Origin of the sequence: Paenibacillus tyrphae (assembly GCF_027925525.1) — a bacterium.
Taxonomy (GTDB): Bacteria; Bacillota; Bacilli; order Paenibacillales; family NBRC-103111; genus Paenibacillus_G; species Paenibacillus_G tyrfis_B.
In genome coordinates this window covers 154,283-176,650 of record NZ_BSDJ01000001.1, presented here as the reverse complement: position 1 = coordinate 176,650, position 22,368 = coordinate 154,283, and the positions used below count along the sequence as shown (strand labels likewise).

Here is a 22,368-nt window from a genome sequence, read left to right as displayed (position 1 = left end):
CGCTTTTTTTGCCAACTTCACTTAGGAAAACAACATAAACACAACAAAAAGAAACAAATAACATAATCTTTACTTGCGTTTGATACTCCGTTAACAAAACCGGCCTATACTTGTATTGAAAGCAAGCAAGCCGGTCTCTTGCGGGCCGGTCTGAAGGAGGCTCTTATGCAACCGTATTTATCGATCCGACAGTTGTCCAAATCATTCGGTTCGTTCACAGCGTTAAAACAGGTCAATCTCGATATGTACAAAAACGAATTCGTCTGCCTGCTCGGGCCGAGCGGCTGCGGCAAAACGACGCTGCTGCGCCTGATCGCCGGTCTCGAAAGCCCGACTGAAGGACAGATCGCCGTAGACGGGAAGGATATCACCACTCTGCCGCCTGCGAAACGGAACTTCGGCATGGTCTTCCAGTCGTACGCCTTGTTCCCGAACTTGACGGCTTACCAGAACGTTGCATACGGGCTGCAGAACAAGAAATGGTCCAAGAAAGATATCGACTTCAAGGTGCGCGAAGCGTTCGCGCTGGTCGATCTGGAACATGTCATGCAGCGCTATCCGTCCCAGCTATCGGGCGGTCAGCAGCAGCGCATCGCGTTGGCCCGCGCCATCGTACTGTCGCCGGACATGCTGTTGCTGGACGAGCCGTTGTCGGCTTTGGACGCGAAGGTGCGCGTGAAGCTGCGACAGGAAATCCGCGAGCTGCAGACCAAGCTCGGCATCACGACCATCATGGTGACGCATGATCAGGAAGAGGCGCTGACGATGGCCGATCGAATCGTCGTCATGAACAACGCGGAGGTCGTTCAGACCGGCACGCCGCAGGATGTATACGACCGCCCGAACTCTCCGTTCGTCGCCGATTTTGTCGGGGCGATCAATTTTCTGGAAGACGGGGTATGGCAAGCAGGGCAGGAAGGCAGGCGAGCGATCGCCGTCCGGCCGGAGCATATCGAGGTCAGAGCGGGCGATGTGGGCGAAGGCATCCCGGCCATCGTCCGGAACGTCGAATTCCGCGGTCCGTTCTACCGGCTGAATCTCCAAATGCTGCACTCCGGCGCAGGCGAGCTGGTAACGGTGGACGTTCCCGCCCAAGCCTCCCGCGAGCTGCCGCTGGCTAAAGACGCCCGCGTCTTGCTGAATGTGCCCGCGGAGAAGCTGCTGTCGTTCCAGGCGGAAGCCTTGGCCCATTGAATCCAAACGAAGGAGATTTCATCATGTGGACTGCACGAACCCGGGCGCTCAGCCCGAAAGCGGGGGGCGCGGAGCTCTGGCAGATGTCGCTTGTCGTCATCGTTGTCCTGCTGCTGCTCACGTCCGTTTTGTTTCCTCTGGGCGTCTTGTTCGCCAAGGCGTTTCTGGACCGTGAAGGAGCTTTCGTCGGGCTGGCTAACTTTGTGCGTTACTTCTCGACGCCGGCGCTGTCCCAGTCGCTAACGAATACGATCTACGTCTCGGTCGTTTCGACGGTCATCGCCGTCACGCTGGCATTCTTCTACGCGTACGGGGTCATCCGGACGGCGATCCGGGGCAAGGGATTTTTCAAAACGATCGCGCTTGTGCCGTTGTTCGCGCCTACGATGATGCATGGAATCGCGCTGACGTATTTGTTCGGCAACCAAGGGCTTGTCACGAACGGACTGTTCGGACTGGTACCCGGGTTTAAAATCGAGCTGTACGGCCCGGTCGGCATCATCCTGGCGGAGGTCATCTACTTGTTCCCGCAGGCGTTTCTCATTCTGGCGGCGTCGCTAGCCGTCACCGACTACCGGCTGTACGAAGCGGCGGAGACGCTTGGTGCGGGAAGGCTCAAGCGGCTGCTCACGGTGACGCTGCCGTCGATCAAGTTCGGGCTGATCAGCGCCATCTTCGTTTGCTTCACCGCGTGCTTCACCGATTTCGGGGCGCCACAGGTCATCGGCGGGAAATTCAATGTGCTCGCGACGGATATTTACAAGCAGGTGATCGGGCAGCAAAACATGTCCATGGGCGCGGCGGTCGGCATTCTGCTGACGATCCCGGCGGTTGTCGCCTTCATCGTGGACCGGCTCGTGCAGCGCAAGCAAAGTGCGCTGATCACGTCCAAATCGACGCCGTACCGCATTGCGAACGGCCGTTTGCGGGATATGCTGTTCACGCTGTTCTGCGCGCTGATGTCCATCGGAATCCTCATTCCGCTGCTGACGATCGTTTATGCTTCCTTGGTGAACGTATGGCCTTACAACCTGACGCTGTCGCTCAAGCATTTTGATTTCTCTGCGATGGCGGCGGCCGGTTTCGAGCCGTTCTGGAACAGCTTGGTTCTCTCGCTGCTGACGGCAGTTCTGGGCACGCTGTTCGCGTTCGTCACGGCGTATTTGATCGAAAAAACGCGGATGCTGCGAAGCGCCCGGCAGCTCGGCTATTTCTTGGCCATCCTGCCGCTGTCGCTGCCTGGCATGGTCATCGGGCTGGCGTACATTTTCTTCTTTAATGCGCCGGACAACCCGCTATCTCTGATGTATGGCACCGTAGCCATTCTGGTGTTGGCAAACGTCGTTCACTTTTTCTCGGTGCCCTTCATTACGGCAATGACGACGCTGAAGAAGCAGGACAAGGAGTTCGAGCTGGTGGCGGAATCGATGCGGGTGCCGTTTTACCGGACGTTCCTCAAGGTGACGGTGCCGCTGTCGCTGCCGGCCATTATCGAGATGGCGATGTACTTCTTCGTCAACTCCATGGTAACGGTGTCGGCGCTCGTCTTCCTGACTTCGCCGGACTTCAAGCTGGCGGCGGTCTCCATCGTCCATATGGACGATGCGGGCGATACGGCGGCCGCGGCGGCCATGTCGGTGCTAATCTTGGGAACGAATATCGCCGTCCGGCTGCTCTACGAGCTCATTTTGCGGGGCGTGAGGCGGCGGACGGAAGCTTGGCAAATGCACAAATAATACGGGAGGAATAAAAATATGACGGTACAAGGAGTTATTTTGGATTGGGCGGGAACCGCTGTAGATTACGGCTGCTTCGCGCCGGTGGCGGTATTCGTGGAAGTATTCGCGAAGCGGGGAATTACGTTGACGGCCGAGGAAGCGCGCGGGCCGATGGGGATGCTGAAGCGGGACCATCTGCGCGAGCTTTGCCGCCTCGATAGCGTGGCGGAGCAGTGGAAGGCGGCCTTCGGCCGTGCGCCGGAGGAAGCCGATGTCGATTCGTTGTACGCGGATTTCGAGCTGATGCTGTTCAGCATCTTGAAGCAGTATGCGACCCCGATTCCGGGAGCGATTGAGCTGGTGGCCCGACTGCGGTCGCAGGGAATCAAGGTCGGCTCGACCACGGGATATACGACGGAGATGATGGAGATCGTTGCCGCCGAGGCGAAGAAGCAGGGCTATGCGCCGGACGGGCTGGTAACGCCGGACGAAATGCCTGCGGGCCGGCCGTATCCGTGGATGATCTACGAGAACGCAATTCGGCTCGGTATTTATCCGATGAAGCATATCGTCAAAGTTGGAGATACGATCAGCGACATTCGGGAAGGGCTGAACGCCGAAACTTGGACGGTCGGCATTCTGAAGGGCAGCAGCGAGCTCGGCATGAGCGAAGCGGAAGTGAACGCATGCGATCCCGCTGATCTGCAGCGGAAGCTTGAAGAAATCGAGCAGCGTTACCGGTCAGAGGGCGCGCATTATGTGATCGACTCCATCGGGGCGTTGGACCCGGTAATCGCAGATATCAACCGGCGCTTGGCGGCAGGGGAATCCCCATGCTCCAAAGCGGCCGCATTGAAAGGATGAACTCTCATGACAGAAACGATGACCATTCCGGCGATGCCGGATAATCCATACTTGCTGCTGACGCCGGGACCTTTGTCCACGACGAAGCGGGTAAAGGCGGCCATGCTGAAGGACTGGTGCACGTGGGACCGCGAATACAACGACTTGGTACAGGACATTCGCGGCAGGCTGGTCCGGCTGGCGACGACGGAGACGGACCGGTATACGGCCGTGCTGATGCAGGGAAGTGGCACATTCGTCGTAGAGTCGGTGATCGGCTCGGCGATCCCTGCGGACGGCAAGCTGGCGGTTCTCATTAATGGAGCTTACGGCGAACGGATCGCGCAAATGGCGGAGCGGCTGCGCATTTCGACCGTGCGGATCGCGCTTGGCGAGACGGCGCCTGCGGATGCGGACGCCTTGGAAGCCGTCTTGGCCGCGCAGCCGGACATTACGCACGTAGCTGTCGTTCATACGGAAACGACGACCGGGATGCGCAATCCGCTGGAGGACATCGCCCGGACGGCGAAGCAGCACGGCAAGACGCTGATCGCCGATGCGATGAGCAGCTTCGGCGGCATCGCCATCGACGTGGCGGCGCTCAGCATCGATTTTTTGATCAGCAGCAGCAACAAGTGCATCCAAGGCGTCCCCGGCTTCGGCTTCGTCATCGCCAAGACGGAGGAGCTGACTGCCTGCGCCGGACGCGCCCGGTCACTCTCGCTCGATCTGTACGATCAATGGGAGACGATGGAGCGGCAGCAGGGCAAGTGGCGGTTCACCTCGCCGACCCATGTCGTGCACGCGTTCCATGAAGCGCTGCTGGAGCTGGAGGACGAGGGAGGCATCGCGAAGCGGCAGCGGCGGTACGAGAACAACCAGCGCCTGTTGGTGCAGGGGATGGAGGAGCTTGGGTTTCAAGCGCTGCTTCCGGCTTCGTGCCAATCGCCGATCATTACTTCGTTTGTGTACCCGGCGCATCCGCAGTTTTCGTTCGCGGAATTTTACGCGCGGATGAAGCTCGAAGGCTTCGTTCTGTATCCGGGCAAAATCTCGTCCGCGGACACGTTCCGCATCGGCAACATCGGGGATGTGCATGCGGACGATATCGGGCGACTGCTGGAGGCGATTGGGCGCAACCGATTCTGGTTGTAAGGCGGCGGACCGGAAAATCGTTTAAGCTGCGGCGCTCGAATGCTATAATGCAAATATCATATACGCAGGGCTGGAGGTTGCGCCGGATGTCTTTGGTAGGGGAAGAACGCAAGGATTTCATCTTGAACATGCTCAATCTGGAAGGAAAAGTAAAAACATTTGAGCTGGTAGAGAAGCTGAAGGTGTCTTCGGAGACGGTCCGCCGGTATTTGGAGGAGCTGGAGACGGAGAACAAGCTGAAGCGGGTCTACGGCGGCGCGGTCAAAATCAACCTGGCGCGGGAAGAGCCGCCGCACCTGAAGCGGGAAGAGCTGTACGCCGACGAGAAGAAGCGGATCGGCCGGGCAGCCGCGTCTCTGGTGGAAGACAATGACGTGATCTTCATCGACGACGGCACGACGACCCAGCAGATGATTCATTTTTTGCTTAACAAGAAAAATATTACGGTACTGGCTTTTTCCGCTCCGGCGCTATATCTGCTCATCGATTACAAGAACAAGGAGCTGTTCTCCGGCGACGTTTATTTTATCGGGGGCAAGGTCAATGCCGCGCAGGCGCGGGTGTCCGGCTCGATGGCCGAGCGGATGGTCGAGCAGTTTTATGCGGACAAGGCGTTTATCTCGATCGACGGCCTTATGGTGAACCGTGGAATTACCAGCTTCGATGCCGAGCGGGGACAGCTCGCGCGCAAGCTGATCGAGCATTCCAAGCAATCGATCGTCATGACCGACCGCTCGAAGATCGGCGAGGGGCAGTTCTACAAGCTGGCCGATCTCAAGGAGATCGACATCATTATCAGCGACGTGAACATACCGAAGGAATGGGAAGCCGACCTTCAAGCTTCGGGTGTCACGTGGATACATGCCATGTAGGAAGCAACTGCCTTGCCTTGCGGAACCGTGCAGCCGGCCCGCGCTACCTAAACGAAAACCGTCTCCCTGAGGGTCACAAGCCCGGGAGCCTATCCGGAAGCCTAGGCTTCCGGATTTCGTCGTTTTGCCGAAGGATGAACAGATACAGATAGAAGAGAATGGGATGATGCAGATGGATCGGGATTTATTTGAGGCGATGAATTCAAGCGCGAGCAAGCTTAAAAAGATCGCGGAAGAAAATAAGGAACCAACGCTTGTCGATAAATTTTTTGCAAATAAGTACGTTAAGGCGGCTCTCAAGACCATGCTTTTTATTATGGCAGCCGTCTTTTGCATTTTGCTGGTTCTCTACTTGCTGATGGGCGGGATGGTTTTTTTAATGCTGGATGCCATCTTCAAGCAATTCACGTCCGATGAAAAAAGAGTGCAGGAAGAACTGGCCATTCATTTGAAAAACAAATATCAGGAAGAATTCAGAATTGAAAAGGTCGAGTATAACGGGACGATTGATCATTACGATGTTGAAGTGCGTTCTGCTGCAAAGCCCGATTATAAGATCCGTGTGGATGTTTCGGAGAAAAATAAGCGGTACCTGTTTAGAGACGACTATGTGCAAGCTTTTTGGAACGATGAACTGAAGGAGACGGTTTATCCGAAACTGAAAGAGCTGCTTCCGAAGGAAAAATACCGCATAACCAAAGTGTCGGACTACCATTCAATGTATGGGGAATTTCCAGACGAGAACAAAATTATTTTTGGGCCCAACTATATTTCTTTTCAAGAAGCGATTGACCGGCAGCTTCTTTATCTGGATATCCGGTATGAACGATTGGAAGAGGGAACAGCTGTTGGGGACGAGTTGAAAAATGTATATGAAATGGTTGATTTGGCGAAAAATTTTCGTATTAACAGGATGTGGATCGAAATGAAGTCTAATAAAGATAGAAGGGAACTAAGCTGTCGAATCAACGATGCGAATAGCATCACCAGCATGGCCGATCTGGAAAAGGTTTGCGATTAAACGGTCGAAGCCGGTTTCCTTGTTTCCCTCGTATCCCCCCATGGGGGAGGGATGATTGCCTCTGGCGCGGTGCGCCGGGATTCATCCGGTTCCCCGCTCGTCTCTGTTTAGACCTCGCTGTTCCTCTTTGGCCGCGGCCGCTTTTGTAAAATGCGCCTCGATTTTTTTGCTAAGGAACAGCGAGCCCCCGATAAAAAACACTACATAGAGCAGCTCAAGCGGCTCGCGGACGAAACGCTCCAGATCGTGCCCGATGTACGAGACGGAGAAGATCATGATCGCTTTGCCGGCGGCTACGGCGATCAGAAACGTATGCAGTCGCATGCGCGCGACGGCGGCCGCCATATTGACAAGCACGAACGGGCCGACCGGAAACACGCTCAGCAGAAACACATAGCTGAACCCGTTGTGACGGACCCACCGCATGCTTTTTTCGACTTTGGGTTTGCGTTTCCACCGTTCGAAGTACGGATGGCCGGCCGCTTTGCGAATGATGAGGAAGGTCGTCAGACATCCGGTAATCATGCCGATCCACGAATATAGAAAGCCTAGCCATAAGCCGTATACCGCCGCGTTCACTCCGACGATGACCAGCGTGGGCAGCGGAGGAACGAACGACTTGGCGAACGTCAGCAGGATGCCGGGAAGCGGCCCCAGGGAGCGGTATTGCTCCAGCCAAAGCTTGATGTTGTCCTCTGTCAAATGCTCGATGATTGAAAAATCCATGCTGATGCGATCACCCGAGTCCGGTTAGATTTTGTGCCAAGCGGTTTTCACGATTTATTCGGCCTCAGGGCCTTTTCCTTGGATAGTAAACGTTTTGACCGCTACGAGCGAGCCGTCCTTCCAATACTCTCCTCTATATTCTCCGGGCTCCCAACGATCGGAACGCAATCTGGCGGTAAACAAAAAGTCGCCTTGAGGATAAGCTGGCTCCGTCATGACGGGCAGACCGTCGCGAACGCGGATGACCAGAAAGCGGAAGGTGTGCTCTCCACGTACAAGTTCCGGATGCGCCACAAGCACGAGAATGTTTTTGCCGTCGGGGAACACCGTCCGAGGGTCCGCGGAAAACCTTTTCCATCCGGCCTTCGGAGGGAAAAATTTACTCCTGTAATCGTATAACTCGTACCCGTAAGAAATTTCGTAGTCGCTCGGCAATCGGTCTTGCTCATAAAGATGGTAACGCAGTCTCGGGTATAAGGGAAGGCAAGCCACAATAATGACACAGATGGCGATGATGATCCATACCCATTTTTTCAAATGCCCCACCCCCCAGTCCTGCCAGGCAGCGTTTATTGGAACCGGTCTGTCACGTTTCCAGCAAAACCTTGCCCGTTTCGGTCAAGTCGTACCCGCCGATGGAGCGCAGCTCGCCGAGAAAGGCGTCCGATTGCAGGATGCGCCGCACCGCTTCGATCCATTCGAGGTTGTCCGGCTTCTTCAGCATCACGAGATCGTAACGCTCCCGGATCAGCGGTATAAAATCGACGCCTCCGACGATTCTTGCCGCTTTCTCGATCCCGACCCCGACATCGGCCTCGCCCGCAGCGACTTTGCCGGCAACGCCCATATGGCTCGATTCCTCCGACTCGTAGCCTGCGAGACCCCCCGGTGCGATGCCGTGCAGTCGCAGCTGCTCGTCCAGCAGCACGCGCGCGCCGGAGCCTTTCTCCCGGTTGGCGATACGCAGGCCGGGCTGTGCAAGATCGCCCCAGCTCCGCAGTCCTTTCGGATTGCCCTGCGGCACGTAAAGCCCGGCATTTCGGGTAAGCAGATGCACGACGATATACGAAAAGCCGACCAGCAGCTTGCGGATATACGGTATATTGTATTCCCCGGTATCGCCATCCAGCAGATGCGTGCTCACGATATCCGATTCGCCGCGGTACATCGAGATGAGGCTGTCCAAGCTGCCGACGTACGAGCGCAGCGGGCGGACGCCGGGCGCCTGCTTCTCCAGATGCTTGGCCAGCATGTCGAGGCTGATGTCCTGCCCCGTAATGACGAGCGGACGGATGCCCGGAGCAAAAACGGCCTCCGGCCTAGAGGCGCCGGACGGCGCCGGAGCCGCTGCGGGCGGCATGCGGCCTTCGCGGGCTCTGGCTTTATAGGCCTCCAGATCCGTAGCGTCGATACGCATTTGCTTGCCGACGCGGTAGGCGGGAAGCTCGCCCTTTTTGATCAGGTCGTACACCGTCAGCTTGGATATTTTCAACAGCTTCGCAATTTCTTCGGTTGTATAGGAAACGTCGTTGGTCATGACGCTGAAACCTCCCGTCTTGCATTCGTCTTCGTAGGCAGCGCCGGTCGTGGTCCCGGCCTGGACACGAAGCCGTCACATCTATCATACGATGGAAGCGCCAGTGATTCAAACCGCTGTTTACAGGGTTCCTTTTTTTCGCTTATAATGAGTTTCGAGTTAAATATATCTAGTTATATCTAAACATAATTAAATAGATAGGAGAGAGGACGTTTTGCGCAAAATCGCTGCTTCTTGTTTATTCCTACTTCTTGCTTTATCTCTAGCCATCGGGCTTACCGGCTGTGGCGAAGCCAAGCCGACCCCGGCGGACGCGCCGAAAGCCGGGCAAGAGACCAAACAGGCCGCCCCCGCCGAAAAGGTGGAGCTGACCGTCTCCGCGGCGGCGAGCTTGACCGATGCGCTCAAGGAAATCCAAACCGCTTACGAAAGCAAGAACGCGAGCATCAAGCTGAACTTCAACTTCGGGGCCTCCGGCGCGCTGCAGCAGCAGATCGAGCAGGGTGCTCCCGCCGACGTATTCCTGTCCGCCGCTGCCAAAAATATGAAGGCACTGGTGGACAAGCAGCTTGTCGATGCGGCGCAGCAGAAAAACCTGCTCGTCAACGAGCTCGTCGTCGTCGTACCGGAAGGCGGCAAAGCGCAGGTCGGCACGATGGACGATTTGGCGAAGCCGGAAGTGAAGCACGTCGCCATCGGGGAGCCGGAATCGGTTCCGGCGGGAGGCTATGCCAAGGAAGCGCTGACGAACGCGAAGCAGTGGGACGCTTTGCAGCCGAAGCTCGTCATGGCGAAAGACGTGCGGCAGGTGCTGACGTACGTCGAGTCGGGCAACGCGGAAGCAGGCTTCGTCTACAAGACGGATGCGCTCACGTCCAAGAAGGTGAAGATCGCCTTCAACGTCGATCCGAAAACCTATAAGCCGGTCGAATATCCGGCCGGTATCGTCAAAGCGACGAAGCATGCCAAAGAAGCCGAAGCCTTCTATACGTACCTGCAAAGTAAAGAAGCGGCGGACGTGTTCGCGAAGTATGGCTTCACCATCCCTGCCGGGAAGTAGCCGGCATGCCTGGTATCGATTGGAACGCTTTTCTGTCGCCGGTCCTGCTATCGGTCAAAGTATCGCTGGTTGCTAGCGCGCTGGTGTTCGTTCTCGGGATCGTTGCGGCATGGGGCTTGTCCCGCCGTACGTTTCGGGGCAAAACGCTGCTGGAAACCGCGCTGATGCTGCCGCTGATGCTTCCTCCGACCGTGATCGGCTTCATCCTGCTGGTGCTTCTCGGCAAGAAGAGCTGGTTCGGCCGCTGGATCGAGGAGTGGTTCGCGGCTCCGCTCATCTTCACATGGTGGGCCGCCGTCATTGCTGCCGTCGTGGTCGCCTTCCCGCTTGTATACCAAACGATGAAGGTCGGCTTCGCTTCGGTCGACCGCAGCCTGGAGGACGCCGCACGCTCCGCGGGCGCGGGCGAGTGGCAGGTGCTCCGCTACATTACGCTGCCGCTGGCCTGGCGCTCCCTCGCTACGGCTTACATTTTGGGCTTCGCCCGGGCGCTTGGCGAATTCGGGGCGACACTGATGATCGCTGGCAACATCCCGGGGAAGACGCAGACCGTTCCGACCGCCATCTACATGGCGGTGGAATCCGGCCGCATGACGCTCGCCTGGTGGTGGACCGGCTCGATCATCGTCATTTCGTTTATGATGATGCTAATTGTGAATAAAAAAAAGTAAGACCACGGAATCGATCCGTGGTCTTCTTGTCATATGCTTGCATTATACTCCCATCGGGGCACGGGTGCCGCCGGCGGTTTTGTTAGGATCGTGGCCGTCTTCGCCTTTGTTACGGAACATTTTGCGGAGGTAAGGCAGTACGTAGTAGTCGCCACCGAATTTGCCAGTGTTGGCTCCTGCGGCCAAGAGGACGAAGCCGAGGAGGACCATCCAAGGGTTCGTGCTTACGGTTCCGGCGAACAGGAACATGAAGTTCATCACTAATCCGAAGAAGGCGGCTGCCGTCGCGAGTGTCCCGAGAATTAAGCCGAGACCGACGAGAAATTCACCGAGCGGGATCATGACGTTGATCAGCTTCGCGTTAGGCAAAGCGAAATTTTCGATAAATGCGTTGAAGGTCGGGTAAATCAATTCGTTTGTGGCCTTGTCCATCGGCGGTTTGGCAATGGCGCCCTTCAGGAACCCGGTGGCGTCGAACCCGCCGGTAAGTTTGTGGAACCCGGCCGTAAGCCATGTCCATCCGACGTACACGCGTAATATGAGCAGCAAACCGGCAGCATACACGTTTTCTCGTAACCATTTCATAATCATTATAATCGCTCCCTTTGGGTATCAAATTGTGTCCAAATAGTGACACTTGCCATTCATTATTGCACAACACTAAAGAGATGAAGAGGGATAAATTACCATCATTAAGGGATAATATCCATTTAAACTTACAGGATTAGACGGTTCATCGAATCCAGTTGATTTTCCAACGAGATATCGTGAAAATATTCACAAATTCCCGTAAGAAAAATCGTTCGCTTACCTTTCAATAAGGTAAGAGACTTTGTTAAGGCAAGATTGACTGCTATAGCAGTGATCGTCGGCCGGAGCGGGAACGAAGCACGGTGTTCATATCGCATGTTCCTTTCCTTTGATTGATGTCGGGATTTGCTTCCTCCCTACGCCTTTACTATAGCATGTCCGAGAGGAAAGTGATGTGAAAAAAATCACACTGTCGAACAATGGTTTATCCTGTCGCTTCAACCTGCCAATAGAATGGGCCGTCTGAATCCATGTTCCCCCCTCACTCGTCCATACGGGTTATTCATCCTCCGAATACATTAATATTGCGAATATTCGACATGGGGAGAATGGCGGATATTCAATTTTGTCGAAGGAGTGATCATTGTGGGTGGTTTTGGCGGTTTCACATCGACAGGCGTCATCCTGGTTCTGTTTATTCTGCTCGTGATTGTCAGCTGCAGCGTCTTGTTCTTCTAAGCTTCATAAGTGAAAGCAACGGCAAGCCGGGAACTGTGAGGGCCCGGCTTTTTCCAATGGAAGCCGTGTTCTCATTTGCAAAAAATATGGCTTCCGATTGTTTAATTGCGGCCTGGACCAGATCCACTGCGAGGTGGCCGTAGCCGGATTGAAATAGTACAGCGCTTCGCCGGAAGGGTCCCAGCCGTTCACGGTGTCATAGACCGCTTGGTAGGCTGTGCTATCCGGCGTCAGCCAGATCTGGCCGTCGTCCACGGCGGTAAATGCCCCGGGCTTCTCCGTAAACCGTTCGGGCCATCAGCAGCACGGGGGCAAAAACAAGAGCGAGGCATAGGATTGCTGTGAGCAGCAGTCCGTTCCACCTGCGATGCAAATGCAGCACCTCCTTGCATTAATTTGGGGCGGATTTCAAGTTTTATGCATCGTCCGGAAGACGGGACAAGAACATTAGGAGAAAAGAGGCACCCCATTGACAACGAGAATGATAACCATTATCATTTGTAATATACATGTTGTTGAGAATCATTATCATACAATAAGAGGAGGAGCCGTCCGTGGGTTTGCTGTATGAGCTGATCAGGCATAGAAACCTTAGCCGGGCAGGCAGCATTGCGGACCGTTCGATTCCCGACAGACTACAGCCGCAGCCGGAAGATCGCCGGTACGGTTCATACATACAGAGGATATCGGTTCAAGTGTTGGAAGAGGAAAAGGCTCAGGGGAGCATCGAAAGAGCGCCCGAGCGCCAATAACCGGAACGGGAAGGGAGAGCGGCATGGAGCAGGCAAGGAATGAAGCGCTGGCGGAGCAAGGTCTTAGCGATCTGGAGGCGCAGTTTTTTTTCATACGGGAGCTTCCCGACGAGGGGGAGTTATCGGTCAAGCTGTCGCAGCTGCTCGAACGCCGGCATGCGGACATGCTTCTGGTGAAGTATGGCAAGCATATCCGCGCGTTGGATGAGCAGGCGCCGGCCACTTACTTTAGCGGCTGGCTCGGCATGCTGTGCGCGGCGCAGCAGTATATGATCAGCCGGTATGATGCGGCGTTCGATTTTTCGCCGGGCAATCTGACGGTCAATTTGTATCTGAAGGAAGGCCGTCCGATGTTCGGGTTCCGGCTTCATGACGCCAAGACGCTGTCGGTGCCTGCGGGAGACCGGGCCGGGTGGAGACGCCAGGCGCTCTCCGCCTTGTATGGAGAGACGCTTCGGCCGCTGCTCGCATCGCTGGCGCAAGCGGCAGGGCTTGACGCGGGGCAGCTGTGGGGACAGATCGCGACACGGATGTATTACGTGCATGATATGGCGCTAGCCAAAGCCGATAGCGAAGAGCTGCGGGCCAAGCTGACGGAGGACTTTCAGGCGCTGATGTCGGACTTGCCACTGGACGTATTCGGCCGACCGCGGCACCCGCTCGATGTGAAGTTCCGCTATATCGACGATCCGCGGAATCCCGGAGAGCGGCTGCGGATGAAAGTTAGCTGCTGTCTCGCTTACAAGACGGATACAGATCACGGGTATTGCTACACCTGTCCGCGGATGAGCAGTGCCGAGCGCGAGGAACGGAAGCTCAAGCTGCTCGCGGGCGCGAAATAACGAGAATCGAAGGCATACACGATAAAAAATACATGCGCGGAAGGCTCTCTCAGGAGACAGCCCGTTAACGAAAAGGAGGCTCGAAACATGCCGTCGATTTTGGTCGTAGGAGCGGATCATTTGGGCAATATGCCCGATCATCTGGCGAATATCGGTTTTGACGAAGTGATGCATATGTCCGGACGCAAATGCCAAATGGTGAAGAAGGGGATTCCGGAAAAGGTGGACGCGGTGCTTGTGCTGACGGATTACGTCAACCATAATCTGACCAAAGCCATCAAGCAGCAAGCGAAGGAACAGGAAGTGCCGATTTATTATGCGAAGCGTTCGTGGTGCTCGGTGCAGAAGGCGCTCTGCTCCTGCGCAGACGGCTGCGAATGGTTGAAAAAGGGCGGAGGAGCCGCCCATTAAACGAGGAAAGCCCGTCGGAATATGCCGGCGGGCTTTTTCGCATGCACCTGGTCGTGTGCCATCACGCTTCATAGGTTAAACGGCGGAGCATCTGCTCTACCTTGCGCAAGTGGGAGGCGACGCGTTCTCGGGCAAGGGCAGCGTCCTGCAGCCGGACCGCGTCGACGATGGCTTGGTGCTCTTCAGAGAGCCGGACGGTCTGACTCTGCTCCGCGAACAGCCACAGCCGGCGGCTTTCCCGCATCGCCGGACCCATGGTCAGGAACAGCGTCTCCAGCGTGCGTACGAGCAGTTCGTTGCCGGACGCTCCGGCCAGCTTCAGGTGAAACCGGATATCGCATTGCTCCAGCTTGTCCTCGTCGGTCAGGGAAGCCATCTCGGCGAGGATCTTGTCCAGCTCCTTCAGATGCCCGCTGTCACGGCGCGCTGCGGCCAGTGCTGCGCCTTCGGTTTCCAGGATGAAGCGCAGCTCAAGCCATTGCCGGAGCTGCTCCACGTTGCCGATCTCGGGTGCTTCGATCTGAAGCGCGCCGCTATTGCGGAGCACGAACGTTCCGCCGCCGTGGCGGACGTCCACCCAGCCGTGCGCTTTCAGCGCCATGAGCGCTTCCCGGATCGTGGAGCGGCCGACCCCGAACTTCACGGCGAGCTGCTCGACCGAGTCGATCCGGGAACCGACCGGCCAGACGCCCTGCTCGATCTGCTCGCGAAGGGCGTCGGCGACGATTTCATAGCCTTTGCGGATCATGAATGCTCTTCCTTTCTCATGCGGACAAAATCAATGAAGCGGGTGCCCTGATACGTCAGCTCGCCGAAATCCCCTTCGACCAGCAGTCCGTATTGGGGGCCTTTCAAAGGAAGCTCAACCCGTCCGCCGTCCTCGAATTCGAAGGTTGCGAAATATTTCGTAAACGCACTCGAATCCCCGGACCCGCCCGACACCTGCGTGCGTTTGGCGACCACCCGGCCGGGAACGGTAAGACGTTCGGACGCATTGTTGGCGGACCAGACAGAGACGGAAGAGAAAATCCCGTACAAGACGACACCTACGATCAGAACCAGAATAAGCACAAAGAAGAAGATGAAGAAGGGCGGAGGCCCGTCGAGAGGACCCCTTGGAGTTGAGAAAAAATCCATAACATTCCCTCCAGTCGGGACGTAAGCCGACATTATGCAGCGGCTATGCATGAAGTGACAGCATACAAGATTTCCCTTATTGTACCATGTTTGCCGGGGCGAATCATGTCGGCTTGCGGTACGACGGAAGCATTGACGGAGGAAGTCGGGTGATTTTATAATAAAGTCATCAGATGACCTGATTAATTCAGGGGCATACGGGAGGGAACGCTTTGCTGGCTGCAACGGTTTGTCAACAATTAAGGAGCATTGTCGGGGACGCCTGGTTCCGCGACGATACCGAAACGCTCGTTTCGTACAGCTACGATGCTACGCCGCTGTATCAATCGATGCCGGACGGCGTTATTTTTCCCGCTTCGACGGAAGAAGTGGCGGCGGTGATGCGCGTCTGCGCCCAGCACCGGATTCCGGTGGTCACCCGCGGGGCGGGCAGCAATCTGTGCGCGGGCGTGGTGCCGCTGCACGGGGGGCTGATCATGGTCATGACGCGGATGAACCGGCTTGTGGAAATCGATCAGGATAACCTGACGGCGACGTTCCAGACGGGTCTGAATACTAAGCGCTTTCATGCGGCCGTTGAGGAGACGGGGCTGTTTTATCCGCCGGACCCGAGCAGCATGATCATCTGCACGATGGGCGGCAACATCGCTCTTGGCGCAGGCGGGCTGCGTGGACTCAAGTATGGCACGACGAAGGACTACGTCATCGGGCTTGAGGCGGTGCTGGCGAGCGGTGAGGTGCTGCGGACGGGAGGCAAGCTGGTGAAGGACGTCGCAGGCTACGACTTGACGAGGCTGCTCGTAGGCTCTGGAGGCACGCTGGCGATTTTGACGGAAGCGACGGTTAAGCTTGTGCCGAAGCCGGCGTACCGGCGGGCGATGATCGCGGTGTTCGCCGATTTGCCTGCGGCGGCGCGGACGGTGTCGCAGATTATTGCGAACCGGATTACGCCCTGTACGCTTGAGTTTATGGACCAAGCGACGATTGAGGTGGTGGAGGCGTTCGCCAAAATCGGCCTGCCGGTCGATGCGCAGGCGATTTTGGCGATCGAGCAGGACGGCGACGAGGCGCAGGTGGAGAAGGACCTGGAGCAGATCGAGACGATCTGCAGACGCGAAGGGGCGATTCAGGTGAAGGTGGCCGCGACGCCGGAGGAAGGGGCCAAAGTGATGGAAGCGCGGCGCAGTGCGCTGGCAGCGCTCTCCCGACTGCGGCCGACAACCATTCTTGAGGACGCGACGGTGCCGCGCTCGAAGATCGCCGACATGGTGCTGGAGGTGCAGCGCATTGCGGCGAAGCACAACGTGCGGATCTGCACGTTCGGCCATGCGGGCGACGGTAACCTGCACCCGACGGCGATGACCGATGCGCGGGATGCAGAGGAGATTCACCGGGTGGAACTGGCGTTCGAGGAAATTTTCGACGCGGCGATCCGGCTCGGAGGCACGATCACCGGGGAGCACGGCGTCGGGCATGTGAAAGCGCCATATCTGGAATGGAAGGTCGGCGCGTCCGGCATCAGCCTGATGAAGCGGCTGAAGCTTGCGTTCGACCCGGACGGCTTGCTCAATCCCGGCAAGCTGTTCGCGGAGACGCGCAAGCGCGTTGTATTTAAGTCGGAGCCGGAAGCGGGCGGAACCCCGGGATCGGAACAAGCCGGTGCCGGGGAAAGGGGCTTGTTCGGGGACGCGCTTGAGGACGGCCGCGATCCGGCAGCGAAAGGCGGTGCGTGACGCATGAGCACGGAGATCAAACAATTGACCGAGAAGCTGCAGCTCACGCTCGATCCCGATCAGCTGACCAACTGCATGCGCTGCGGCTTTTGCCAGACCGCCTGTCCGACGTTTCAGGAGACGGGGCTGGAGGCGGCGTCACCGCGGGGCCGGATCGCGCTGATGAAGGCCGTCTATGACGGCAAGATGGAGCCGGACGCGGCGTTCCGCACGCAGATGGACCTGTGCCTCGGCTGCCGGGCCTGCGAGCCGGCCTGCCCGTCGGATGTCAAGTACGGGCAGCTTATCGAACAGGCCCGCGAGTCGATCGCGGCGGTAACCGCCGAGCGGTGGCCCGTGCGGACGGTGAAGCGGTTGTTCATGGAGCGGCTGTTTCCGCATCACGGCCGGATGCGGCTGCTCGGCTCGTCGCTGAAGCTGTACCAAACGAGCGGATTGCAGAAGCTGGCGCGCGGGCTCGGCGTCATGAAGCTGTTCCCGCCTCATATGCGCGAGATGGAAGCGGTGCTGCCGCAAGCGGCCGGCGACGGCGTCATCCGCCGTTGGGAGAAGCTCGGCCTGTCGGCCCGTTGGGAACAGGCCGAAGGCGGACAGTCGCTGCTCGTGATCCCGGCCGAAGGCGAACGTCTCGGGCGGGTCGGGATGTTCCGCGGCTGCATCATGGATGTGCTGTTCACGGAGACGAACGTGAATACGATCAAGCTGCTGCGCTTGGCGGGCTACGAGGTCGTGGTCCCGGCTTCGCAGACGTGCTGCGGCGCGCTGCACGCCCATGCCGGCGAACGGGAGAGCGCCCGCCGTCTGGCCCGGACCAACATCGCCGCCTTCGGCGCGGCCCGCGTCGATGCCGTCGTCAGCAACGCCGGCGGCTGCGGTGCCACCCTGAAGGAGGTGGACCACCTCCTTCACGGCGATCCCGAGGAGGCGGAGGCCCGCCGGTTCGCCGCGCAGGTCCACGACGTGTCGGAGCTGCTTGCCGAAGGGCGTCCACTCCCGCTGAAGCCGCTCAGTCAGAGGGTGGAGCAAGTGACGGTCACGTATCAGGACTCGTGTCATCTGCGCAACGTGATGCGCGTCGCATCGGCCCCGCGGCAGCTGATCCGGACCGTACCCGGCGCGAAGCTGCAGGAGCTGCCCGACGCTGACCGCTGCTGCGGCTCCGCCGGGATCTACAATTTGACGCAGCCGGAGATGTCCGCCAGCGTGCTCGACCATAAGATGGAGCAGGTGGAACGCACCCGGGCGCATGTCATTCTGACGGCGAATCCGGGCTGTCTGCTTCAGATGAAATGGGGCGTGCACCGCCACGGGAAAGACAAGTCGATGCAAGCGATGCATCTGGTTGATTTTCTCGCCGAATCGGCGGGGGAAAGGTAATCCGCAGCGCAGCTCTAGTGCCGGCATATCCTTTAAGGATATGCCGGTTTGTCGTTCCATCGGCGCAAGGAACCGCGAATCGAAACTCCTGCAGCTGCGGAGCTTCCGCGCTCTATGACCGGACGTTAGCGAAATTCCAGCGAGACACTGTGGCGCTCCCCGGTTCCCCACTCCCAACTTCACCTTACTTCTTCCGTCTGCCGTAATCTTTTCTTCTCGTTGAAATTGTCGAAAAAATATTAAAGTAAAAAATTGCATATCATTTTTTTGTCTAAAAATGTCGATAAATATTGTTGAAAAATGTCGAATAAAATCAGGGCATTAGGGGGACTGCGGATGAAGATTTCAAGCTGGTTAAAGGTGATGGGTGGACTTTTATTGGTATTATCGCTGCTCAACTGGTTCAGTGTCAGCAAACTGGAGGATGGCATCGCCCAGGAGCGGCTGGCGGTACAACGGCAGGCGCAGTTTAAGCAGCTCGGCTTTGACTTGAAGAACGCCTCCGATTACTTGACCGAAGAGATGAGAAGGTATGTTCAGTTCGGGGACAAAAAGCATTACGACAATTATTGGAAAGAGGTCAACGAGACGAAGTCGCGCGACAAGGTTATCGAACAGCTGAAAGCGCTTCAAGCGCCGCAGGAAGAGCTGGATTTGATCGAGAAAGCGAAGAACAGCTCCGACACTTTGATCAAAACCGAGGAAGCCGCCATGAAGGCGGTGGAGGAGAAAAATTTCGACAGTGCCCGAAAGCTTATGTTCGGCGAACAGTACGATGCCAGCAAAAAAGAAATTATGGGCTATATCCAACAGTTTCAAACCAAGATGAACACCCGGGCGCAGCAGGAAACGGACGCGGCCCGTCAGACGGCTACTTCTATGATGAACTTCGCCGTGATTCTGCTGGTGGTGACGTTCCTGGCCTTGTTCGGCATTTTTGTCTTGATCTTTATCAAGCTGCGGCCTTTAAAAACGGTGAATGAGAAAATTGCCGAGCTGGCCGGCAACGGCGGCGATCTGACGGCCAGGCTAACCTCGAATACGAAGGACGAGATCGGCGAAATCGCAGGCTCGCTTAACCGGATGCTGGACAGCCTGCACGGCATGATCAAGGAAATTACCGGCACCTCCGAGAAAGTATGGGAGACGTCGGAGAAGCTGATTGCCAATACGAAGCAAACCTCTGCCGCAACCGAGGAAATCGGCAAACGGATGGCGGTGATCGAGCAAGGGGCCGTCATTTCGGTACAGAACACGCTGGACGGATCGCGGGCGATCGAAGAAATGGCCAAGGGCGTGCAGCGGGTGGCCGAATCGGCTACCGAGCTGTCCGAGGCGGCTGTGGATACGGAGAAAGAAGCGGTGGACGGCTACGGACATATGGAACAGGCTCAGCAACAAATGGATCATATCGACGAATCCGTTAGCCAATCCGCCCAGATCGTGTCCAAGCTGGACGAGCGTTCGTCCCACATCGGGCAAATTGCGGATACGATCGCTACGTTGTCCAAGCAAACGAATCTGCTTGCGCTCAACGCGTCGATCGAGGCGGCCCGGGCGGGCGAGCATGGCCGGGGCTTCGCGGTCGTGGCGGCGGAAATCCGCAAGCTGGCGGAAGGCTCCGCCGCCTCGGCAGGACAGATTGGCGAGCTGCTCCAGGAAATTCGCAGCGATTCGACGGAAACGGTCAAAGCGATGCAGCGGGTAAGCGAAGAGGTGGCCTTGGGCAGCCACAAGGTGCGGGCCGCCAGCGATTCGTTCCAAAAAATATTGCAGGCCACCAAAGAGGTCGCCGCCCAAATCCAAGAGGTTTCGGCCATTTCGGAGGAAATGGCGGCAGGCTCGGAAGAAATTGCCGCCTCCGTCTCCGATATGGCTGATGTGGCCAGAGAATCCCTGGACGGCGTGCAGATCGTCAACGACAAAACCCAAGCGCAAACCGCTTTGGTGCAGGAGGTTTCCTCCTTGTCCGAAGGACTAAGCCGAGAGGCAGAAAATCTGGAAACGCTGGTCCGCAAGTTTACAATATAAGCATGAAACATCGTGTGTAATGGAAAAAAAGGGGAGGAAGTCCGCAGCGCGTATATGCTGCAGGGACTTCCTCCCCTTTTTTGGGGCACCTGGGGCGCCCTTACAATTTGAACCGGTTGACCAGTTCGGACAAATCCTGCGCCGTCCGGCTTAACGATTCCGCAGACGAAGCGATTTCTTCGGCAGATGCGAGCTGTTCTTCGGTTGTTGCGGCAATCGTCTGTGCCGACTCGGCGCCATGTCTGGCGATTTGGTTCATTTCCGAAGCGGAAGCGGACACCTGCTCCGAGCTTGCCGCCATTTCTTCGGCTGCCGCCGCCACTTCCTGAATTTTGCCGGATACGTCGTTTGCGGTACGGGTGATTTGCTGGAACGCTTCATCCGCCTCAGTAACGGCTTGGAGGCCGACTCGCACCTCCGACAAGCTGCGGTTCATCGTGAGCACCGCTTTGGACGTATCGGTTTGAATCTGCGTGATGATGTCCGAGATGCTTTGAACAGCTTCGCCGGATTGCTGGGCAAGCTTCTTCACCTCGTTTGCGACGACGGCGAAGCCTTGTCCATGCTCGCCAGCTCTTGCCGCCTCGATGGAGGCGTTGAGCGCCAGCAAACCGGTTTGCGAAGCGATGTCGTTGATGATCTGCAGAATACCGCCGACGTTCACGGAATGCGTCTCCAACGTTTTGATATCGTCGCTCGCTTGTCCGACCGAATCGCTTAGAGCGTTCATTCGGCTCCTTGCTGCTTGAATGGCGTCATTGCCATGCTGTGCTTGGACGGCGGATTCTTGAGACAGCTCGGATACGTCCGACGTCGTTTCGGCGATACGTTGAATGCCTGCGGCCATCTCTTCCATCGCTCTTCCGGTTTCGTCCGAGCGCATCAGCTGACTTTCCGTGCCGGAGGCCATCTCTTGGATGGACAGCGTAACGGTTTTGGTCGCTATCGTATTTTGCTCCGAGCTGGCCTGCAGCTCCTCGGAGGAAGCGGCAACCGTCGTGGATGCTTCTTGAATTTGCACCACGGTCATTTTGAGATGGGCGACCATATCGTTCAGGGAAACAACCAGACTTCCGATCTCGTCCTTTTGCTTAACCGCGAGCGGTTCGACCGTCAAGTCGCCGCCGGCCACCCGGTGCAGCGCTTCGGATACAAGCTTCACGGGCTTGGATATGATACGGATCATCACGATGACCAAGGCGATTCCGATTATGACCGAGATAACGATTATGCCAATCGTAAGCTGGATAGTGCTTTGATAGATTTGCCCGCTTTCCTGCGTTGCCGCCTTGGCGCCTTCGTTATTGATTTTGATCATCTTGTCCAGCAGCTTTTGCATTTCGTCATAGGTTTGCTGGGATTGCGCCATCATCGCCGTCAGTTCTTTTTCCTGCTTCATCGCGCCTCGAACCAGGTCGATTTGCTTGCCCAACGTTACGGTGCGATCATAAACTTCTTTATAGCTGTTCCATTTCGCCCGAAGCTGCTCCGCATTGATGCGATCTTCGTCGCTAACGAACGTCTCGCTGTATAGATCCAGTTGCTTGTCGATTTCCGCAAACGTAGCATCGGCTTCCTGAATGTATTGTTGTTTTTTGGCGACTTCCGGATTGGTCAAAATTTTATATTGCAAAACAAGAACGTGTTCCGTCAAGTAGTTAACGTTGTTGGCAATCCCTACTCCCGAAAGCCAAGCGCCGGTAATTTCCTCCGTCTTGGATTGCATCTTTGCTCCCCGGTCCAGCGAGTTGAGGCCGAAGCCGGCCAGCAGCAAGATCAGGAGCAAAAACGACAAGAACAGTTTTCTCCCGACTGATAGCATAAAGTGATGTTTGCCCATTATGTTCTCTCCTTTGTTGTGATCACTCCTTTTATCGACACAATTCGCTAAAATCGTTAGGTATTTTCTGGGTGAATTTTTTGTTGCTAAAATAAATTGGAAACATATGGGGTTGTGTGCGATTTTGTGCTACACTGTCATCGAAAGGGAGGATTCTAAATTAGAAAGGTGGCGATCTC

23 protein-coding genes and 1 pseudogene are annotated in these 22,368 nt (G+C 56.7%); 15 read left to right on the top strand and 9 right to left on the bottom strand.

Annotated features, from left to right (window positions below; genetic code table 11):
• Positions 1 to 165 precede the first annotated feature (165 nt).
• From QMG93_RS00850 to QMG93_RS00825, 6 genes are all read left to right on the top strand, one after another.
• Complete coding sequence (locus QMG93_RS00850; protein WP_281933005.1) at positions 166 to 1,194, top strand: putative 2-aminoethylphosphonate ABC transporter ATP-binding protein; 1,029 nt, start codon at positions 166 to 168, stop codon at positions 1,192 to 1,194.
• 23 nt (positions 1,195 to 1,217) lie between these two features.
• Entirely contained in the window at positions 1,218 to 2,930 is a 1,713-nt protein-coding gene (locus QMG93_RS00845) for a putative 2-aminoethylphosphonate ABC transporter permease subunit (RefSeq protein WP_281933004.1), read from the top strand.
• Positions 2,931 to 2,948: 18 nt separating this feature from the next.
• A complete protein-coding gene (gene phnX / locus QMG93_RS00840; protein ID WP_281933003.1) occupies positions 2,949 to 3,776 on the top strand; it encodes a phosphonoacetaldehyde hydrolase in 828 nt (275 codons plus the stop codon).
• A gap of 33 nt (positions 3,777 to 3,809) precedes the next feature.
• The gene (gene phnW, locus QMG93_RS00835) at positions 3,810 to 4,910 is read left to right on the top strand and encodes a 2-aminoethylphosphonate--pyruvate transaminase (protein ID WP_281933269.1); all 1,101 of its coding nucleotides are present in this window, start codon (positions 3,810 to 3,812) and stop codon (positions 4,908 to 4,910) included.
• An 86-nt stretch (positions 4,911 to 4,996) separates the two neighbouring features.
• Positions 4,997 to 5,782, top strand: a complete 786-nt coding sequence (locus QMG93_RS00830) for a DeoR/GlpR family DNA-binding transcription regulator (protein ID WP_281933002.1) — start codon at positions 4,997 to 4,999, stop codon at positions 5,780 to 5,782.
• Positions 5,783 to 5,945: 163 nt separating this feature from the next.
• Positions 5,946 to 6,803: a hypothetical protein gene (locus QMG93_RS00825; protein WP_281933001.1), complete on the top strand. Its 858-nt coding sequence runs from the start codon at positions 5,946 to 5,948 to the stop codon at positions 6,801 to 6,803.
• An 81-nt stretch (positions 6,804 to 6,884) separates the two neighbouring features.
• Here QMG93_RS00825 and QMG93_RS00820 read toward each other — a convergent pair whose 3' ends face one another.
• Genes QMG93_RS00820 through QMG93_RS00810 form a run of 3 tightly spaced genes read right to left on the bottom strand, consistent with a single transcriptional unit; the run spans position 6,885 to position 9,066 of the window.
• Entirely contained in the window at positions 6,885 to 7,529 is a 645-nt protein-coding gene (locus QMG93_RS00820; RefSeq protein ID WP_281933000.1) for a TVP38/TMEM64 family protein, read from the bottom strand.
• A 54-nt stretch (positions 7,530 to 7,583) separates the two neighbouring features.
• Positions 7,584 to 8,066, bottom strand: a complete 483-nt coding sequence (locus QMG93_RS00815) for a hypothetical protein (protein WP_281932999.1) — start codon at positions 8,064 to 8,066, stop codon at positions 7,584 to 7,586.
• A 49-nt stretch (positions 8,067 to 8,115) separates the two neighbouring features.
• Complete coding sequence (locus QMG93_RS00810) at positions 8,116 to 9,066, bottom strand: helix-turn-helix transcriptional regulator (RefSeq protein WP_281932998.1); 951 nt, start codon at positions 9,064 to 9,066, stop codon at positions 8,116 to 8,118.
• A 214-nt stretch (positions 9,067 to 9,280) separates the two neighbouring features.
• Between QMG93_RS00810 and modA the strand changes: the two genes are divergently transcribed.
• Together modA and modB are read left to right on the top strand one after the other, a co-directional pair.
• Positions 9,281 to 10,126, top strand: a complete 846-nt coding sequence (gene modA, locus QMG93_RS00805; RefSeq protein ID WP_281932997.1) for a molybdate ABC transporter substrate-binding protein — start codon at positions 9,281 to 9,283, stop codon at positions 10,124 to 10,126.
• 5 nt (positions 10,127 to 10,131) lie between these two features.
• On the top strand, positions 10,132 to 10,797 hold the full coding sequence (gene modB, locus QMG93_RS00800) for a molybdate ABC transporter permease subunit (protein WP_281932996.1): 666 nt from the start codon (positions 10,132 to 10,134) through the stop codon (positions 10,795 to 10,797).
• 42 nt (positions 10,798 to 10,839) lie between these two features.
• Here modB and QMG93_RS00795 read toward each other — a convergent pair whose 3' ends face one another.
• On the bottom strand, positions 10,840 to 11,388 hold the full coding sequence (locus QMG93_RS00795) for a DoxX family membrane protein (RefSeq protein WP_281932995.1): 549 nt from the start codon (positions 11,386 to 11,388) through the stop codon (positions 10,840 to 10,842).
• Positions 11,389 to 11,973: 585 nt separating this feature from the next.
• On the opposite strand from QMG93_RS00795, the gene QMG93_RS00790 reads away from it, so the two are divergent.
• Positions 11,974 to 12,066, top strand: coding sequence for a hypothetical protein (locus QMG93_RS00790; RefSeq protein ID WP_010493267.1), 93 nt, complete (start codon positions 11,974 to 11,976; stop codon positions 12,064 to 12,066).
• Positions 12,067 to 12,137: 71 nt separating this feature from the next.
• On the opposite strand, the pseudogene QMG93_RS00785 reads toward QMG93_RS00790, so the two are convergent.
• Positions 12,138 to 12,342: pseudogene (locus tag QMG93_RS00785) on the bottom strand (cell wall hydrolase); the annotation flags it as partial.
• Positions 12,287 to 12,439 carry a hypothetical protein gene (locus QMG93_RS00780; RefSeq protein WP_281932994.1) on the bottom strand — a complete coding sequence of 51 codons (153 nt, stop codon included), beginning with the start codon at positions 12,437 to 12,439 and terminating at the stop codon, positions 12,287 to 12,289. The pseudogene QMG93_RS00785 and the gene QMG93_RS00780, both read right to left, overlap by 56 nt.
• Before the next feature lie 181 nt (positions 12,440 to 12,620).
• On the opposite strand from QMG93_RS00780, the gene QMG93_RS00775 reads away from it, so the two are divergent.
• From QMG93_RS00775 to QMG93_RS00765, 3 genes are all read left to right on the top strand, one after another.
• Positions 12,621 to 12,818 (top strand): hypothetical protein, encoded by a 198-nt coding sequence (locus QMG93_RS00775; RefSeq protein WP_216791970.1) that lies wholly within the window; start codon positions 12,621 to 12,623, stop codon positions 12,816 to 12,818.
• Between the two features lie 23 nt (positions 12,819 to 12,841).
• Positions 12,842 to 13,660 (top strand): ferric iron reductase, encoded by an 819-nt coding sequence (locus QMG93_RS00770; RefSeq protein ID WP_281932993.1) that lies wholly within the window; start codon positions 12,842 to 12,844, stop codon positions 13,658 to 13,660.
• 87 nt (positions 13,661 to 13,747) lie between these two features.
• Entirely contained in the window at positions 13,748 to 14,071 is a 324-nt protein-coding gene (locus QMG93_RS00765; RefSeq protein WP_036686265.1) for a DUF2325 domain-containing protein, read from the top strand.
• Positions 14,072 to 14,132: 61 nt separating this feature from the next.
• On the opposite strand, the gene QMG93_RS00760 is transcribed toward QMG93_RS00765, so the two are convergent.
• Both QMG93_RS00760 and QMG93_RS00755 read right to left on the bottom strand, forming a co-directional pair.
• Complete coding sequence (locus tag QMG93_RS00760; RefSeq protein ID WP_281932992.1) at positions 14,133 to 14,819, bottom strand: FadR/GntR family transcriptional regulator; 687 nt, start codon at positions 14,817 to 14,819, stop codon at positions 14,133 to 14,135.
• On the bottom strand, positions 14,816 to 15,208 hold the full coding sequence (locus tag QMG93_RS00755) for a DUF2500 domain-containing protein (protein ID WP_281932991.1): 393 nt from the start codon (positions 15,206 to 15,208) through the stop codon (positions 14,816 to 14,818). Before QMG93_RS00755 ends, QMG93_RS00760 begins: the two co-directional genes overlap by 4 nt.
• A gap of 212 nt (positions 15,209 to 15,420) precedes the next feature.
• On the opposite strand from QMG93_RS00755, the gene QMG93_RS00750 reads away from it, so the two are divergent.
• The 3 genes from QMG93_RS00750 (at position 15,421) to QMG93_RS00740 (ending at position 20,349) form a co-directional block, all read left to right on the top strand.
• Complete coding sequence (locus QMG93_RS00750; protein ID WP_281932990.1) at positions 15,421 to 16,941, top strand: FAD-binding oxidoreductase; 1,521 nt, start codon at positions 15,421 to 15,423, stop codon at positions 16,939 to 16,941.
• 3 nt (positions 16,942 to 16,944) lie between these two features.
• A complete protein-coding gene (locus QMG93_RS00745; RefSeq protein ID WP_281932988.1) occupies positions 16,945 to 18,318 on the top strand; it encodes a (Fe-S)-binding protein in 1,374 nt (457 codons plus the stop codon).
• A 336-nt stretch (positions 18,319 to 18,654) separates the two neighbouring features.
• Positions 18,655 to 20,349, top strand: coding sequence for a methyl-accepting chemotaxis protein (locus QMG93_RS00740; protein ID WP_281932986.1), 1,695 nt, complete (start codon positions 18,655 to 18,657; stop codon positions 20,347 to 20,349).
• 100 nt (positions 20,350 to 20,449) lie between these two features.
• On the opposite strand, the gene QMG93_RS00735 is transcribed toward QMG93_RS00740, so the two are convergent.
• Positions 20,450 to 22,171 carry a methyl-accepting chemotaxis protein gene (locus tag QMG93_RS00735; RefSeq protein WP_281933268.1) on the bottom strand — a complete coding sequence of 574 codons (1,722 nt, stop codon included), beginning with the start codon at positions 22,169 to 22,171 and terminating at the stop codon, positions 20,450 to 20,452.
• Positions 22,172 to 22,368 lie beyond the last annotated feature (197 nt).